The sequence below is a fragment of the Microcystis sp. LEGE 00066 genome (genome assembly GCF_015207925.1).
GTDB lineage: Bacteria > Cyanobacteriota > Cyanobacteriia > Cyanobacteriales > Microcystaceae > Microcystis > Microcystis ichthyoblabe_A.
The window spans coordinates 1-15,468 of the sequence record NZ_JADEVX010000107.1 but is presented as its reverse complement, the minus strand read 5'-3'; the positions used below and the strand labels follow the sequence as shown (position 1 = coordinate 15,468).

Below are 15,468 nucleotides of genomic sequence, written 5' to 3'. Positions count from 1 at the left end.
AATTGAAATATGCCAGCGTCCAGAAGGATGTAATCTGACTGTTACTGTACTTGGGTCACAGCTTTCTGGTATTTGTCTTGACCATCGAATAGGTAAAGGTTCTGTGCATTTAGCTAAATAGATTTGTCTGTCTTTAAATTTAAAGGCTGATTTGGTAAATTCGGCACTTCCTCCCTGATGTTTTTTCTTAAAGGTGGGATACTTAGTACGACCAGCAAAGAAGTTAGTAAAAGCTGTTTGTAAATGTCTTAACCCTTGTTGTAAAGGTACACAGCTAACTTCGTTTAAAAACTCTAATTCTTCTTGCTTTTTCCAGTCGGTTAGCATTGAAGAAGTTTCAGTATATCCTACTCTTTCTTGCTTTTCGTACCATGCTTGTGTTCTGAGATGGAGAGCTTTATTATAAACTAATCTTACACAGCCCAAAGTGCGCCGCAATAGCGACTCTTGTTCTGGTGTGGGGTAAAATCGGTAAGAATAGGCTTTTTCCATATCTCACATTCTAGCATATATTTTGTAAACGATGCTCATATTTAACAGTAAAGCCGTCGTAGAACGACGGGGTTTCAGACCCAAATTTTCGATGAAACCGAGAGCCTTGAAGCCGACCAGCATATAACAGTGATGGAATTCAAGTCTGAATTGCATCACTATTTGATCTAACTTCACAGAATACCTCATTTGGGGTACGGCTCTCTTATTCTTTGTGTGGTCAGTTTAACTTACTATAGAAGCGATCAATCTTCGTGTCCTCTGTGTCTGGAGTGGTTCCTGCCACTCGCTCGCCAGCACGACTGTATCTTAGAATATATTTTACCCACCAAACCTAAGAGAGCCTCCTGCGTCTGGACTACTAATAAAATAACGGGTAATGGTTTCATCTGGGGGAATTCTCTCTAAAATTAACTTTTTGTCGGGTTGATTAAGGCACTCGATTTCTGCGGTAATTTCGAGGGACTACAGGAGAGTTCTTGGATAATTAATTTTTGAGAGTTCAAAAATGAGAAAAATAGGCATAAAATCTCTAAGTAGAGAATTTAGTTGATTAAAGCTCATTCTTGATTCTCCTGACGACCGAATACTGGCTACTTACTCCTCAACTAAGGGAAGATTTTTGATTTTGACAAGAGGTCTATACTTAAGAGAGCCGTAGATTAATAACATTGCCGTTAAAGTGATGGCCATAATTAGGGGAGCGATTTTGGCTAACCAGAAAGCCACGAAGATTATGCCGATTCCGTCGGCGAGTAAGATGGGTAAACGTGGCCCTATGCCATGGTCAATAATTTTTTCCGTGCTTGGCTGCAGTTGAATTTTGGCTAAACAATGAAACCAAATTTGACTGACTAAAACTATTAAAGCTCCCCATCCTATCCAGAGGGCAGCCAGATAAAAGCCCGCTAATTCTAAAACAATTGTACTAACTGTGACGATAAAAAAGCGATCGAGGCGAGGATCGCTGGTTTTTTGCTGAAATTGGGCAATTTCTGCCAAGTCCACCGCCGCCATGCGTGCCTGTTCAATACACATCCCCAAGGTACCTAGGGCAAGAATAGCAGCGGATAGGTTTTCCGGTGAGAAGATTTGGGAGATTATGCCTAAACTAGCCGGAAAAAACAGTAAAAAAAGGATCGTTCGTCTCATCTATTCGAGGTGGGGTCGGATTAAGATAAGAAATGCTCTTGACTTGATCATTTCTGTAATGTCTTGTTTGCCTCCTTTTCAAAATGCTCTCCTTCTCACCCAAGCTTTAACCCATCGTTCCTATGTCAATGAACAGTCCGAATTGACGGAAAATAACGAGCGCCTAGAATTTTTAGGCGATGCGATTTTGGCTTTTTTGGTGGGCGAACTATTGTATCAAAAATATCCCGCCATGAACGAGGCCGAATTAACCCGTTTGCGGTCAAATTTGGTCAAAGAAGAACAATTAGCGCAATTAGGCATTGAAATCGGCCTGGGGGAGTTAATGCGTTTAGGTAAGGGGGCAATTAAAGATCGGGGGCGATCAAATCCTACCCTATTAGCGGACACTTTTGAAGCGATAATTGGGGCTTATTATCTAGATTCGGGGTTAAATGCGGTTAAAAACTATCTGCACGGGCTTTTTATCCCTGTAGCCTCTCATTTAGTCTCTCAACAATCGGAATCGCCATCTTTTATCGATGCCAAAAATCTCTTTCAACAGTGGGCGCTGGCTAATTTCGCCTCTAACCCAGAATATGCGATCATTGATGTTACAGGCCCCCCCCACGCTAGGGAATTTACTGCCGAAGTGCGGGTTAATAATCTTCTCTACGGTACAGGTAAAGGTAAACGGAAACAGGATGCCACCAAAGCGGCGGCCGAAGATGCTTTAAAACGCTGTCAATTGCCAGGGTAAATAGGGCCAATCCTACTTATCTTAGGGGCCACCAATTAACTTTATCCCGGGTGGCACTGTAAACTTCTTTTAAACCCTCGGCATCCAGTACCCGAATTAAATCCCCCGTCGATTCTGAGGCAATTAATCCCACGGTTTGCAATCCTTTTAATACCTGTTCGACGGTGCGTTGATTGAGTTGACAAGCGCGAGCAATCACATCGACGGATAGATCAAAAGTATAGATATTTTCAGCATCTGGTTGACTGCCTAATTCTCTTTCTTGATAGATTAAGGCTCTGAGTAAAGTGGCTACAGCTTGGGGGGGATAGCTACTGCAATTAAGCAAATGATACTCGAATTTTTGCTGTAATTCAAATAAAAAACAGTACCGTTGACGAAAACTTTCGTTATCGTTGTAAATCTTTTCTAGCGCCGATAGGGGAATTTTCAGGACATGGGTAGTTTTATAGGATTCCACCAAACAGGGAAAAGCGCGACTGGCTAAACCATAACTAAAGGGTAAACTCCTCATACCAAAACAGCCACCGGGGTAGGTAATGGCAATAATCCGGTCGAGGGGTGTGCTGCGGACAACGATTACACCCTCATTCAAAACCACATACAAAACATCTAGAAATTCATCGGGGAGAAAAGCCGTATAGACGGGACGATTGGAAAATAGCGTCTCTAACTTGAGATTGTCGGCATCGAGATAGTGACTTAACCAAGCTTCCTCTAGTCCGCGAAAGAGAAAACTCTGGTTAATCAGTTGTTGTAGGAGGGTTGTTTTTTTGGCTTTGACGCTCTTGCCCATAGTCTCAAACCTAGATGTAGCACTGATTCTATCTTCTCACAGTTTCCCTTGTTATCGCCTTATTCCCAATTTGTTTTATAAATGTATTGAAATTTTGTTTCCTGTGCTGTAGGATTAAAACACGCCTGAAAACAGATACAACCTTAGAGTAAATTTTAGGAGCGCCGCCAATGCAGTCATCCCAGTCTTATTTGTCCCTACTCATGGCAACTGTCCTGACGGGAGGAATGCTGGCATCTTGTACCTCATCCCCCACCAATAGCGGCAATGACAGCCAAAAATCCGTGACTGTGACACTTGTTTCCTATGCTGTCACCCAAAGTGCCTACGAAAAAATCATTCCCAAATTTGTCGAGGAATGGCAACAAAAAACGGGGCAAAAAGTCACTTTTGAACAGAGTTATGGCGGTTCCGGTTCCCAAACTCGCGCCGTTATCGATGGTTTAGAAGCGGATGTGGTAGCGTTGGCTTTAGCTTTGGATACCAAGAAAATTGAGCAAGCGGGATTAATTCAACCCGGTTGGGAAAAAGAAGCACCCAATGACTCTATTGTTCATAAATCTGTAGTGGCTTTTGTTCCCCGTGATGCCAATATTAAAATTAATAAATGGTCAGATTTAGCCAAGGATAATATTAAAGTTATTACCGCTAATCCCAAGACTTCTGGCGGAGCGCGCTGGAATTTTCTCGCTCTTTGGGGTTCGGTGACGCAAGCGGGAGGCAGTGAACAAGAGGCGCAAACTTTTGTCGAAAAAGTGTTTAAAAACGCGCCAGTTTTACCTAGAGATGCTCGCGAATCTAGTGATGTATTTTTTAAACAGGGCCAGGGAAATGTGCTAATTAATTACGAAAACGAGATGATTCTCGCTAACCAAAAAGGTGAGAAGTTAGCTTATACTGTTCCCACCGATTATAATATTTCTATTGATAATCCCGTGGCGGTTGTTGATGCTAATGTAGATAAAAAAGGTACGAGAAAAGTGGCGGAAGCTTTTGTGCAGTTTTTATTTACCCCAGAGGCACAAAGAGAATTTGCTAAGGTGGGGTTTCGTCCCGTTGAACCGACGATAGTTAAAGAGTTTGAGAGTAAATTTCCTCAGATAAAAAATCTCTTTACCGTGCAGGATTTAGGCGGTTGGGATAAGGTACAAAAGCAATTCTTTGATGATGGAGGCTTGTTCGATAAAATTCTGACTAAAGCTGGTAAATCCTAAGGAGAAAAACCATGGATAATCAACCCCAATGGCAAACTATTAATCATCCCCAAAGTGACTTACATCTCGATCAATCTGGACTCGATCGCCCCACGTCCCGAAGGATAAAAATTCGGGTTCCTAAACAATATATTAACGAGCCAATTATAGCACGTTTAGGGTCTTTTCCTGGTCTAAAAGTGAATATATTTTCTGCTTTGTTAGCTGCCAATAATAATCAAGATGGCTGGTTTGATCTACAACTACAAGGCAACTCGCAAGAGATAGAAAATGCCCTTTCCTATCTGGCAGATTTAGATGTAGAAGTTTGGTATGATTCAGCACAAGTTCTTGAAGAAGCTGACAATTGGTAATCTCTAATCGGCACCCCCCTTATCAAGGCGGATCCCCACCCCCCTTATCAAGGGGGGCAGGGGGGATCAAAGGCAAAATTTATCTTCTATTTAATTGGAACTACTTACTTAGCAATAATAAACAATGGCTAACCCACAATTATCTTTATCTCCCAGTCAACCCCTGAAAAAAGTTTCTATTCCTTGGGTAATTACCATTAGTTATCTAGTGGTTTTGTTGGTTTTACCGGCAGCAGCACTATTTGCTAAATCCCTAACTCTTGGTTTTGCGGAATTTTGGCGTGTTGCCACTTTACCGATTTCTTTATCCGCTTACCAAGTCACTTTTTTTACTTCCTTAATCGCTGGTTTAATTGACGGAGTTTTTGGCACTATTATCGCTTGGGTGTTAGTGCGTTATCGATTCCCCGGTAAAAAAATTGTCGATGCTTGTGTGGATTTGCCCTTTGCTTTACCCACTTCTGTTGCTGGTTTAGTCCTCGCGACAGTTTACAGTGATAATGGTTGGCTCGGTCAATTTTTTGCCCCCTTTGGCATTAAGATATCCTTTACCATTTTAGGGGTTTTTGTGGCGATGTTATTTATCGCTTTACCCTTCATTGTCCGCACCTTACAGCCGGTTTTACAGGAAATGGAAAAAGAAGTGGAAGAAGCGGCTTTATCCCTCGGTGCTTCCTCTTGGCAAATCTTTTGGCGAGTAATTTTTCCCACAATACTACCCGCCATTTTAACAGGAGTTGCCCTCGGTTTTGCCAGAGCGATCGGTGAATATGGTTCCGTAGTTATTATCTCCTCTAATATCCCCTTTAAGGATTTAATTGCCCCAGTTTTAATCTTCCAAAGACTAGAGGAATATGATTACACAGGGGCGACAGTAATCGGCATGGTTTTATTGCTAGTTTCCCTAGTGATGTTAGTAGTAATTAATTTTCTGCAGCAATGGGGACAAAAATACAGAGTTAAGTAAAGAGTAAAAAACCTTAGAGTATGACTGGAGACAGATCAAAAATGCTGAGTCTAAAAAAATCAACTAAACCGAAAGAGTGGGATTATAAACCCCTACTAATTATCGTCGCCCTTGTCTATCTGGCACTGTTATTATTTATTCCAGCAGCAGCAGTATTTTACTATGCTTTTCGCAATGGATTCCAAGCTTTTTTAGAAGCGGCGGGAACCTCTGACTTTATCGAAGCGGTAAGATTAACAGTAATTATTGCCCTAATTACTGTACCCTTAAACACAATTTTCGGACTTTGTGCAGCCTGGGTAATTGCTCGCAATCAATTTCGTGGCAAAACGTTATTAATTAGTTTAATTGACTTACCTTTTGCCGTTTCTCCTGTGGTAGCGGGTTTAATGATTGTACTGCTCTATGGGCGCAATGGTTGGTTAGGTTCTTTTCTAGAATTTTTCGATATAAAAATACTTTTTGCTTTACCCGGAATGGTATTAGCAACTATATTTGTCACCATGCCTTTTGTCGCTAGAGAAGTTATCCCAGTCTTAGAAGAAATTGGCTTAGAACAAGAGGAAGCGGGGCGCACTTTAGGGGCAAATGATTGGCAGATTTTCTGGCGCGTAACCTTACCCAATATTCGTTGGGGATTGATGTACGGAGTGCTGTTAACTAATGCCCGGGCGATGGGAGAATTTGGGGCGGTTTCTGTGGTTTCTGGCAGTATTTTAGGGAGAACTGCCACCCTGCCAATTTTCGTAGAACAGGCTTATAAAAATTATCTCACTCCTGCCGCTTTTAGTGCGGCGGCTATTCTAGCTTTACTAGCGGGAGTTACTTTAATTATCAAAGAAATTCTCGAACGTAAAACCGCCCACAAAATTCACACTACTTAACTACAATTAACCTGAAAATATGAGTATTATCATCCAGCAAGTTTCTAAACGTTTCGGCAATTTTCAAGCTTTAGATAATATCAATTTAACCATTCCTGAAGGTAAATTAGTCGCCCTCCTCGGACCATCGGGATCGGGGAAATCCACCTTATTACGTTCGATTGCAGGATTAGAAACTCCCGACAGTGGCGCGATTATTATTAACGGACAAGATACCACCCATCTGGATCCTAGACGGAGAAATATCGGCTTTGTTTTTCAACATTATGCCCTATTTAAACATTTAACTGTTCGTCAAAATATTGCTTTTGGTCTAGAAATTCGCCAGCAAAAATCGCCAGTAATTAAGAACAAAGTTGAGGAATTATTAGAATTAATTCAATTACAGGGATTAGGCGATCGCTATCCTGCCCAATTATCAGGAGGACAACGACAAAGAGTAGCTTTAGCCCGCGCTTTAGCCATTCAACCGAATGTATTATTATTAGATGAACCCTTTGGAGCTTTAGATGCAAAAGTTAGAAAAGAATTAAGGGTATGGCTGAGAAATTTACACGAAGAAGTTCACGTTACCAGTGTTTTTGTTACCCACGATCAAGAGGAAGCAATGGAGGTAGCTGATACGATTGTCGTGATGAATCATGGTAAAATTGAACAGGTGGGTTCTCCCGCGGAAATTTACGATCATCCTGCCACACCTTTTGTGATGCAGTTTATTGGGGAAGTGAATATCTTACCCAGTTTAGCAGGATTAGGAAATGGACATCATCCGGGGGATAATTCCACCGTTTTTATCCGTCCCCACGACCTGGAAATTATGCCCAATCAAGATGGTTTGAATAGTTGGGCAGTGGTAAAAAGAGTTATTCATTTAGGCTGGGAAATACAAGTAGAATTAATGTTAGCCGATGGGGAAATGGTGGTGGCTTATCTCAATCGTGAGGAGTACAAGCAATTACAGTTACAACCAGAACAAACGGTACATTTAAAACCGAGAAAAGTAACCTTACTCACTGATTTTGACAATCAAAGTGAGAAAGTTATCGATTACTCAATTTAAAAACTTTAGTTGTGTTACAGATTTTCTCATAAAGATGAGATATAATCTAATTTGGTATTGATGATCGACTACCCAAAAAAAACTTCGTGTCTCACAATTAAGATAACTGCTATAATGTTTGACAACGAATTTTAAAATCCTTAAGCCAGAGCAGGTAATAAAGAGCCGTAAACTCTATTAACAATCGTCCTCGAAAATGTCTTAATTATCGTACCCCGAATGAGCTATTCTATGAAGGTAAATCGGACAGTGATGCAATTCAGACTTGAGTTGGCCCATTATATTAATAATCCGCCAACAGTGAGTGCTTAAAAACGGATTTACTATCATAATGTGTTGTTTTCCGGATTGTCTGAAGATTGAACGCGAAAGGGAGGTGCAACATAATCGGAGGGTAAATAATTTTCGGGAATGGTTGTTGTATTTCCATCTCGTAGGGAAGTGTAACTGGGAGAGAGAATCTCAATCCCGGCTTCATTACACTTATCTTGAATATTTTGATGGAGTTCTGAATAAATTATTACCATCAAATTGGGTTGGTTAGTGTAAGCGTTTAACTGATAACTGATGTAAAAATTATCTAGGCTAGTTTGCAGGACAAAAGGAGCGGGTTCTTTGAGGATATGCTCAGTTTCTAGAGCAGCTTCAATTAAGGTTGTGTGGGCTTTTCGCCAGGGCAGATCGTACCCTAGGGTAATCGTTGTCTGAATAATTAGATTTCTGTTTAATTCCCGCGAGGAGATACTAAAGTTAATCACATTACTACTTAATAAAGACGAGTTAGGAATAGTAATGATTTTATTAGTGGGAGTGCAAATGCGAATTACTAGGAAGTTTTTTTCAATTAGATCGCCAATTACATCTCCTATTTGAATGTGATCTCCGATGCGAAAGGCACGGGTATAAATAAGAATAATTCCCCCAATAACATTGGCGATCGCTGAAGTTGAACCAAGGGATAAAAGAAGACCGAGAAAAACAGAAATACCTTGAAAAGCTGGAGAATTAAAACCGGGCAAGTAGGGAAAAGCCACTATTGCTGCTATGGCAAGAATTATGACTAATAGGATATTGTAAGTAGGTGTAGCCCAATCAGTATAAAAACCCGGAATAATCAGATTTCCTCTTTCTATTGCCGTAAAAAAGGGCTTGATTAGCCGGATTAAGTAGTAAGTGATAAAAATGATTATGGCAATAACAAAGCCATTGGGAAGATATTTGCCAATGGAGTATAAAACCAGTTCTAATGATTGAGAAAAATAACCTAAAATACTCTCGCCAAAAACTCTTGTCCAGGGAAATAAACGAAGGACAAATGTAGCATAATTAAATAATAATAAAAACAGAACAAAGAAGCGAATTATGCGAAGAACTCGCAACCAAAAGAAGCTGATTTTAGAGGAAGATATAATCTCAACATTCCCGATTTGAATGCCCGGTGTCAAGGATTCAATCAAACGTCTAATGAAGGGAAATAGTTTTCCTGAAATTTTGATAACTGCAAAGCTAATAATCAGGAAGGCAAAGCTGGCTATAACCGTATAAATGATGTTTTTAAGTAGTTGTTCGGGTTTTCGATCTTGTCGATATTGAGCGATAGCAAACTGAATTTTTTGTAAAGCTTGTTGAGCTAAAACCTCTGGCGTTGAACGATAGGCTTTTGCATCTTGCTCTGTCAACGTTAGAATTACTTCTTGATCTACACTTAAATACAGTGAGTTATCATCAGGGAGCTGCTCAATTGTCAGGTTCTCCACAGGAATAGAATCATTTTGAGCAATTCTTTCAATTCTCCGGGTAATAGTGTTAGCTCTCTCCTCCGCCGAAAATGAAGAAACTCCCCGCCGGATAAAAAAGAGGGGTTTTCCATCTAACATAACTGGAAAGCCGTCAATTTTATTTTCCAGTTGTGTGGGATTTTGAGCTATTCCCAAAAGAGGGGAGGTTAGAGTCAATAGTAAAACTACGATAAATATTACCAAAGTATGTCCAATTTTTTTCATCCATCCTCTAGTTTTAGATGGTTTACTTGGCATTAAAGCTCTTTGATTAATATCGGAAAATAGTACAGATTTCATAGGATTAAGTCAGATTTTTCTCTGTGTAGTAGGGTAAGGTTTGGGCATTACTGTCCTCGATGGGGTACAGATATCCTAGGTTGAGACAGGAGGGAAATTTTCACATCTGAAAGCTATTCTTGCAACATTTCGGGAATCATTAAATAACTACCTCCTAAAAACAAAAGTGAACCCGATAAAAAGGAAAAATTTGTTCCCCATTCCTGACAGCAAATAATTATTCCTTGTCCGAAAAAGCCGAAAATACTGCCACTCAAAAAGCCAAGAGAACCTCCTAAATTTAACACCACTATCCACCATTCTATATCTTTAAAATGCCAAGACCAATAACTATGAGAAACTTCGACAACAGCTAAATAACTAGCGGTGCAGAAATGAAGGGAAGCAAGGGTACTAGGAATCCAAATTAACAGATCATCACTCTGCCAACTTAAACCCTGCACCATGGCAAAAAAACAATTAATATTGAATAGACAAGCTCCGATAAATTGAATGAAAGTTCCCCAATATTCAAGGCGATCAGGTTGCCAAGCAAACCATTTAATTTTAATCAGTTTGGGGACGGGATGGGAGATAGTACCGATTTTTTCCTCCAGTATTTCTACATCCCGAATCAGAGTAACATCTAGATTTAAATTAATAGCTTCTAAAAAGGCAGCATAGGAACCAAAAGTAAAACAAACTGAACCGATAAAATTAATGACAGAAACCCTCTCTAAGGGGGGATGGGGAAACATCATCGGAATTGCCCCGACGACGAATAAAATTGAACCAAGGGTAAAAATAAAACCGATCCACCAGGTTAAATTATCTAATTGCCAAGTCCAATATTTAAACGGCTTTAACTTAGAGGAAATTAAGTCAGAAATGCCAGATTTAATTTCACTGCTATGGCGCTTACGAAAGCGCCGAGATGACCAAATATGAAAATTTCCTTGGGCAGTTCTGTGAATAATTCGTGTGGAAAAATTGGCAACACCAAAACTTTGTAATGGTTGCCAATTTTTGGGAAATTTAAGCGAGTTTTTCCTCAACATCTGTTAGTGATGAAAATGGGAACCAGATAATTTTGACTGATAATTAGACTGAGATTTAAAGAAGGCGATCGCTGAATTAATATCCCGCAACAACAGATCCGCCATATCGCGACTAAATCCCTCCTTGATCACCACCCTCTGCACAGTTAAATCTTGGCGATTTTTGGGCATTGTATAGGCAGGAACTAACCAACCCCGCTCGCGCAATTTATCGGCTAAATCGAATAAACTATAATTAGTTTGATCGCTAATTTTCTCCTTTAATTTCCAAGCAAAAACTGGAATAGTGCTGCCATCGGTAATCAATTCAAACGGCCCCATCTTAGCAATTTCCCCCGATAAATACAAGGCCGTATCTCGACAGGCTTGATGAATTTGTCGATAACCCTCTTTACCCAAGCGTAAAAAATTATAATATTGGGCGACTACTTGATTGCCGGGGCGAGAAAAATTCAGAGCAAAATTAGGCAGATCACCGCCTAAATAATTACAATGAAAAATTAATTCTTCTGGCAATTCTTGCCGATCTCGCCAGATAATCCAACCGACACCGGGATAGACTAAACCGTATTTATGTCCAGAAGCATTAATCGATTTAACCCATTTGAGGCGAAAATCCCAGACTAAATCGGGATCAAGAAAAGGAGCAATAAAACCACCACTAGCACCATCGACGTGCAGAGGAACTTCCCAGCCGGTTTCTCTGTTCAATTTTTCTAGGGCATCATTAATTTCTTGGACGGGTTCGTAACTACCATCAAAGGTACTACCCATAATGGCAATTACCCCGATCGTATTCTCATCAATTAGTTGAATTGCTTCCGTCGCATCGAGGTGAAAACGATTCCCTTCCATCGGCACAAAACGCGGTTCTACCTCCCAATAACGACAGAATTTTTCCCAACAAACCTGTACATTAATGCCCATGACTAAATTAGGTTTGTCGGTGGGTTTACCCTTTTTTTGTCGGCGTTTGCGCCACTGCCATTTTAAAGCCATGCCTCCCAACATCGCGGCTTCACTGGAACCAATGGTAGAACAACCAGTTGCCGCTGCGCCTTCGGGAGCATTCCAGAGTCTAGCGATCATATTCACACAACGCAGTTCAATTTCGGCGGTTTGTGGGTATTCATCCCTGTCGATCATGTTTTTATCGAAGGTTTCCGCCATTAATTGTTTGGCTTCCGGTTCCATCCAAGTGGTGACAAAAGTAGCCAAATTCAGACGAGAATTACCATCAAGGGCAAGTTCATCGCGGATTAAATTGTACGCCGCCGCCGGCGGCATTTCCCCCTCGGGAATCTCGTATTTAGGTACAGCGGAAGTCAGGGCGCGGGAAGCATAGGTGGGGGTAATTAGTGCCTCTTCCGGACTGAGGTGATCGAGATTAATTTTCTGATGAACCATGACTTCCTTAATAAAATATCTTTTTTGCTGAGAGTAAATTACCGATCATGCCAAAAATAATAGCAATAATCGAGACGGATAAAGAATAGGAAAGCATCCCGTAGGTTGCTACCAGCCGCCGCATCGCCGTACTATTAATACTTGTATCGGAGGTTTGATAACAAGCCGCCATACCAAAACCTTGATCGAGAAATTCCGTCCAATTAGGTTGATCTCAATCGGGAAAAACTAGGCCCTTACCATCATGATAACGGCATCTACCTTAATATCTTCCGCCGTTTGCACGAACATTAACTGCACTTTTTCTTGAGCAGGAGTAGTCTGGGCTACAGAAATATTGGGCATCCCCCAGCTAGTGATTGCCATGACCGCTACTCCCAGAAAAAGTGTATAATGAAAATGCTTCAGGGATTTGGTCAAATGCTCAGAATTTCTCATGATTGCTCTCCTTAATACCCAGTTTAAATATACAACAGCTTATTTGATATTTCCAGTAATTTTCTTGGCTAACATTTAGACTAATTAGCAATTGGCTATGGTGGTAGTCTCGGAACGATCTGATCGACAAAAATATTAATCAAACCTGTCACCATAAATTGTACTCCGATCGCCGCTACAAATAGGCCCATAACTCGCTGAGTAATACTCAAGCCAATATCTCCTAAAAGTCTTTGTAACCATTTGCCAGCAGCAAGGATGAGAAAGACTAAAAAACTGACTAAAATTGTCATCAAAATCAGTTCAATGCTTGTACCCCTACCCAGCTTTGATTCGGCTTCACTGGCATAAAGGATAACGTTAGCAATCACCCCAGGACCCACTAATAAAGGCATAGCCATAGGAATAACAATCTGCCGATAAACTGACTTAGCTTCGCTGAGATAATCCCCTCCTTGCTCATTAATTAAAAGCTCTTTTGTCCCTGCCCCAGAACCGTTAACAATGTTGATACCGATAATCAACAAAAGCACGCCACCAGCCAGGCGAAAAGAGTCTAAGGTGACACCAAAGAATTTTAGCATTGCCGTTCCGATAAACATAAAAATCAATAACAAACACAAGACAGTTAACGAGACAAATAGAGCCACGAGTCTTTGTACTTCTTTACGTTCGCGAGCGGTGTAACTAATAAAAATCGGCAGCATCCCCAGAGGATTTAAGAGGGCGAATAAAGTGATGGCAAAGTTTCTCAAAAAAGACCATTCCATAGGACAAACTTGCTAATTTAAGCTCAATTTTTTTGCTTTTAACCGAGGGATAGTCTAGATAAAACTACCAGTATCACAAGTCCCCTTTTCTACTGCCGGGCCATGATAATTTTCAGACGTTCCTCCGGGTCAATCAGGTGGTCATGATCGTCCGTACCCAGATCGAGTTGAACCCAACCGATCTTACCAGTGAAACGACTGGTTTTCGAGGTATATTCCGCCGCCACGGGGGTACCAGATTCGTAGCCGATATCCGTGGTTTCGTCGGCGGAGAAAATAAAAGCCTGAGTTCGTTCTACCCGACCCGTACCCACTGGTTGACCGTCGTAGTAGAGGGTGACATTCCCCCCCCGTCCTAAACCACCACCATCGTAGGCAAACTCCATCCGTACCTGATGCTTGCCAGCAGGGATCGTCTCCGTCGCCTCGGTGATAAAACTTTCAATCCCCAGCACGTTATAGACGAACTTGGCTTTTCCATCGTGGCTATAGACACTCCAACCACCGAAGCGGCCGCCTTGGGCGATAATCACCCCGTCCGCGCCTTCCGGGGGAATTTCCAGTTCCGCCGTTACCGAGAAGGATTTATTTTTGATGTTGATGACGCTATTTTCGGACAAACGCCCCATTCCGGCGAAAAATAATTGCGAGTTTCCCCCGGCGAGGGTGGGTCGGCCGGCGGTGGCGGGATCGATCCGTTCCACTTGGCGATCGTCTAGGGGCAGTACATTATACTTAACCGCCTCGATCAGAAATTGTCGCTGTAGTTCGTGCAGTTTCTCTGGCATTTCCTGGCAGAGATCCCGAGCTTGCGTCCAATCCGTACTGCCGTCGTATAGTTCCCAGATATCATCATCGAAAGGAACCATCGTCTGTCCAGTCATCACCCACGGGGTGCGGTGCTTGGTAATCGCGCTCCAACCCTTGTAATAGATGCCCCGATTGCCAAACATCTCGAAATACTGCACATCATGACGTTCGGGGGCAGCCGCGTCGTTAAAGGTATAAACCATACTCGTACCCTCGTAGGGACTTTGTAGGACACCGTTAACCATCGTCGGTTCGGGAATGCCTACCACTTCCAACACCGTCGGGGCCACATCAATGACGTGACAGAATTGGTGACGAATCCCACCTTTTTCCTGGATGAGTTTGGGGTAACGAACAATCGTACCGTTGCGGGTGCCGCCCCAGTGGGAAGCGACCTGTTTCGTCCACTTATAGGGGCTACTCATCGCCCAAGCCCAACCGACCGCGTAGTGATTATAGGAATCGGGCGCACCGAAGTCATCTAGTTTCGAGAGGAGAAATTCCGGGGTTTCTAGACTCGCTAACCCGTTAAAGTTGGCCATCTCGTTAAACGCGCCCTGCAGCGTTCCCTCGGCGGAAGCACCGTTATCACCGACGATGACGTAAATTAGCGTATCGTCGAGGATTTCTAGCTTTTCTAAGGCTTGAATCACTCGCCCCACCTGATCATCGGTATGTTCCAGAAAGGCGGCGTACACCTCCATCTGGCGCTCTAATACCGGCTTCAGGCGCTCGTCCATGTCATCCCATGGGGGAATTTCGGCGTGACGGGGGGTGAGTTCGGCATTTTGGGGAATTACGCCCAGTTCTTTCTGTCGGGCAAAGGTGATCTCACGCTGGCGATCCCAACCGTGAGCGAATTGGCCTCGATACTTGTCGATCCACTCCTTCGGGACGTGGTGGGGGGCGTGGGTTGCGCCGGGGGCGAAGTAGGCAAAGAAAGGCTTATTGGGGGCGAGGGCTTTTTGTTGACTAATCCAAGCGATCGCTCGATCAGCCAGATCCTCGGTCAGGTGATAGCCCTCCTCCGGGGTTTTCGGCGGTTCGATCGGGGTTGTTCCCTCGTACAGTGCCGGCTCCCACTGGTTATTTTCGCCACCGATAAAGCCGTAGAAATACTCGAATCCACCCCCGCCGGAGGGCCAAGCGTCAAAGGGACCGATCGGGCTGGTTTGCCAAACCGGTACTTCGTGGCATTTACCGAACTGCGCCGTGGAATAGCCGTTTAGCTTCAGGGTTAAGGCAAGGGGGGCTTTGGTGTTGGGGCGGAC

15 protein-coding genes and 2 pseudogenes are annotated in these 15,468 nt (G+C 42.5%); 7 read left to right on the top strand and 10 right to left on the bottom strand.

The features are described from left to right. Together IQ224_RS15020 and IQ224_RS15015 are read right to left on the bottom strand one after the other, a co-directional pair. A partial coding sequence (locus IQ224_RS15020; protein WP_194033149.1) for an RNA-guided endonuclease TnpB family protein occupies positions 1 to 492 on the bottom strand: 492 nt, incomplete at its 3' end. A gap of 597 nt (positions 493 to 1,089) precedes the next feature. Next, complete coding sequence (locus tag IQ224_RS15015) at positions 1,090 to 1,644, bottom strand: hypothetical protein (protein ID WP_036400443.1); 555 nt, start codon at positions 1,642 to 1,644, stop codon at positions 1,090 to 1,092. A 58-nt stretch (positions 1,645 to 1,702) separates the two neighbouring features. Between IQ224_RS15015 and rnc the strand changes: the two genes are divergently transcribed. Next, on the top strand, positions 1,703 to 2,383 hold the full coding sequence (rnc, locus tag IQ224_RS15010; RefSeq protein ID WP_004157122.1) for a ribonuclease III: 681 nt from the start codon (positions 1,703 to 1,705) through the stop codon (positions 2,381 to 2,383). Positions 2,384 to 2,399: 16 nt separating this feature from the next. Here the strand turns inward: rnc and IQ224_RS15005 are convergent, their stop codons facing one another. Further along, positions 2,400 to 3,179: a Crp/Fnr family transcriptional regulator gene (locus IQ224_RS15005; protein ID WP_004157121.1), complete on the bottom strand. Its 780-nt coding sequence runs from the start codon at positions 3,177 to 3,179 to the stop codon at positions 2,400 to 2,402. 170 nt (positions 3,180 to 3,349) lie between these two features. On the opposite strand from IQ224_RS15005, the gene IQ224_RS15000 reads away from it, so the two are divergent. From IQ224_RS15000 to IQ224_RS14975, 6 genes and pseudogenes are all read left to right on the top strand, one after another. Further along, a complete protein-coding gene (locus IQ224_RS15000; RefSeq protein ID WP_004157120.1) occupies positions 3,350 to 4,393 on the top strand; it encodes a sulfate ABC transporter substrate-binding protein in 1,044 nt (347 codons plus the stop codon). An 11-nt stretch (positions 4,394 to 4,404) separates the two neighbouring features. Beyond that, entirely contained in the window at positions 4,405 to 4,746 is a 342-nt protein-coding gene (locus IQ224_RS14995; protein WP_004157119.1) for an NIL domain-containing protein, read from the top strand. Positions 4,747 to 4,870: 124 nt separating this feature from the next. Beyond that, entirely contained in the window at positions 4,871 to 5,713 is an 843-nt protein-coding gene (cysT, locus tag IQ224_RS14990) for a sulfate ABC transporter permease subunit CysT (RefSeq protein ID WP_004157116.1), read from the top strand. A 41-nt stretch (positions 5,714 to 5,754) separates the two neighbouring features. After that, positions 5,755 to 6,597, top strand: a complete 843-nt coding sequence (gene cysW / locus IQ224_RS14985; protein WP_004157113.1) for a sulfate ABC transporter permease subunit CysW — start codon at positions 5,755 to 5,757, stop codon at positions 6,595 to 6,597. A gap of 19 nt (positions 6,598 to 6,616) precedes the next feature. Then, entirely contained in the window at positions 6,617 to 7,657 is a 1,041-nt protein-coding gene (locus tag IQ224_RS14980) for a sulfate/molybdate ABC transporter ATP-binding protein (RefSeq protein WP_004157112.1), read from the top strand. Between the two features lie 124 nt (positions 7,658 to 7,781). Further along, a pseudogene (locus IQ224_RS14975) lies at positions 7,782 to 7,926 on the top strand (IS30 family transposase); the annotation flags it as partial. Between the two features lie 57 nt (positions 7,927 to 7,983). Here IQ224_RS14975 and IQ224_RS14970 read toward each other — a convergent pair. The 7 genes and pseudogenes from IQ224_RS14970 to IQ224_RS14940 form a co-directional block, all read right to left on the bottom strand. Then, positions 7,984 to 9,735: a mechanosensitive ion channel family protein gene (locus IQ224_RS14970; protein ID WP_194033148.1), complete on the bottom strand. Its 1,752-nt coding sequence runs from the start codon at positions 9,733 to 9,735 to the stop codon at positions 7,984 to 7,986. A gap of 113 nt (positions 9,736 to 9,848) precedes the next feature. Next, complete coding sequence (locus IQ224_RS14965) at positions 9,849 to 10,772, bottom strand: hypothetical protein (RefSeq protein WP_004157110.1); 924 nt, start codon at positions 10,770 to 10,772, stop codon at positions 9,849 to 9,851. Between the two features lie 3 nt (positions 10,773 to 10,775). Next, positions 10,776 to 12,179 (bottom strand): glutamate decarboxylase, encoded by a 1,404-nt coding sequence (locus IQ224_RS14960; protein ID WP_002743023.1) that lies wholly within the window; start codon positions 12,177 to 12,179, stop codon positions 10,776 to 10,778. A gap of 7 nt (positions 12,180 to 12,186) precedes the next feature. Further along, positions 12,187 to 12,381, bottom strand: a pseudogene (locus IQ224_RS14955) (DUF1345 domain-containing protein); the annotation flags it as partial. Between the two features lie 26 nt (positions 12,382 to 12,407). Further along, complete coding sequence (locus IQ224_RS14950; protein WP_002743021.1) at positions 12,408 to 12,617, bottom strand: hypothetical protein; 210 nt, start codon at positions 12,615 to 12,617, stop codon at positions 12,408 to 12,410. A 95-nt stretch (positions 12,618 to 12,712) separates the two neighbouring features. Further along, positions 12,713 to 13,387, bottom strand: a complete 675-nt coding sequence (locus IQ224_RS14945; protein ID WP_002743020.1) for a MarC family protein — start codon at positions 13,385 to 13,387, stop codon at positions 12,713 to 12,715. Between the two features lie 89 nt (positions 13,388 to 13,476). Next, a partial coding sequence (locus IQ224_RS14940) for a sulfatase-like hydrolase/transferase (protein ID WP_194033147.1) occupies positions 13,477 to 15,468 on the bottom strand: 1,992 nt, incomplete at its 5' end.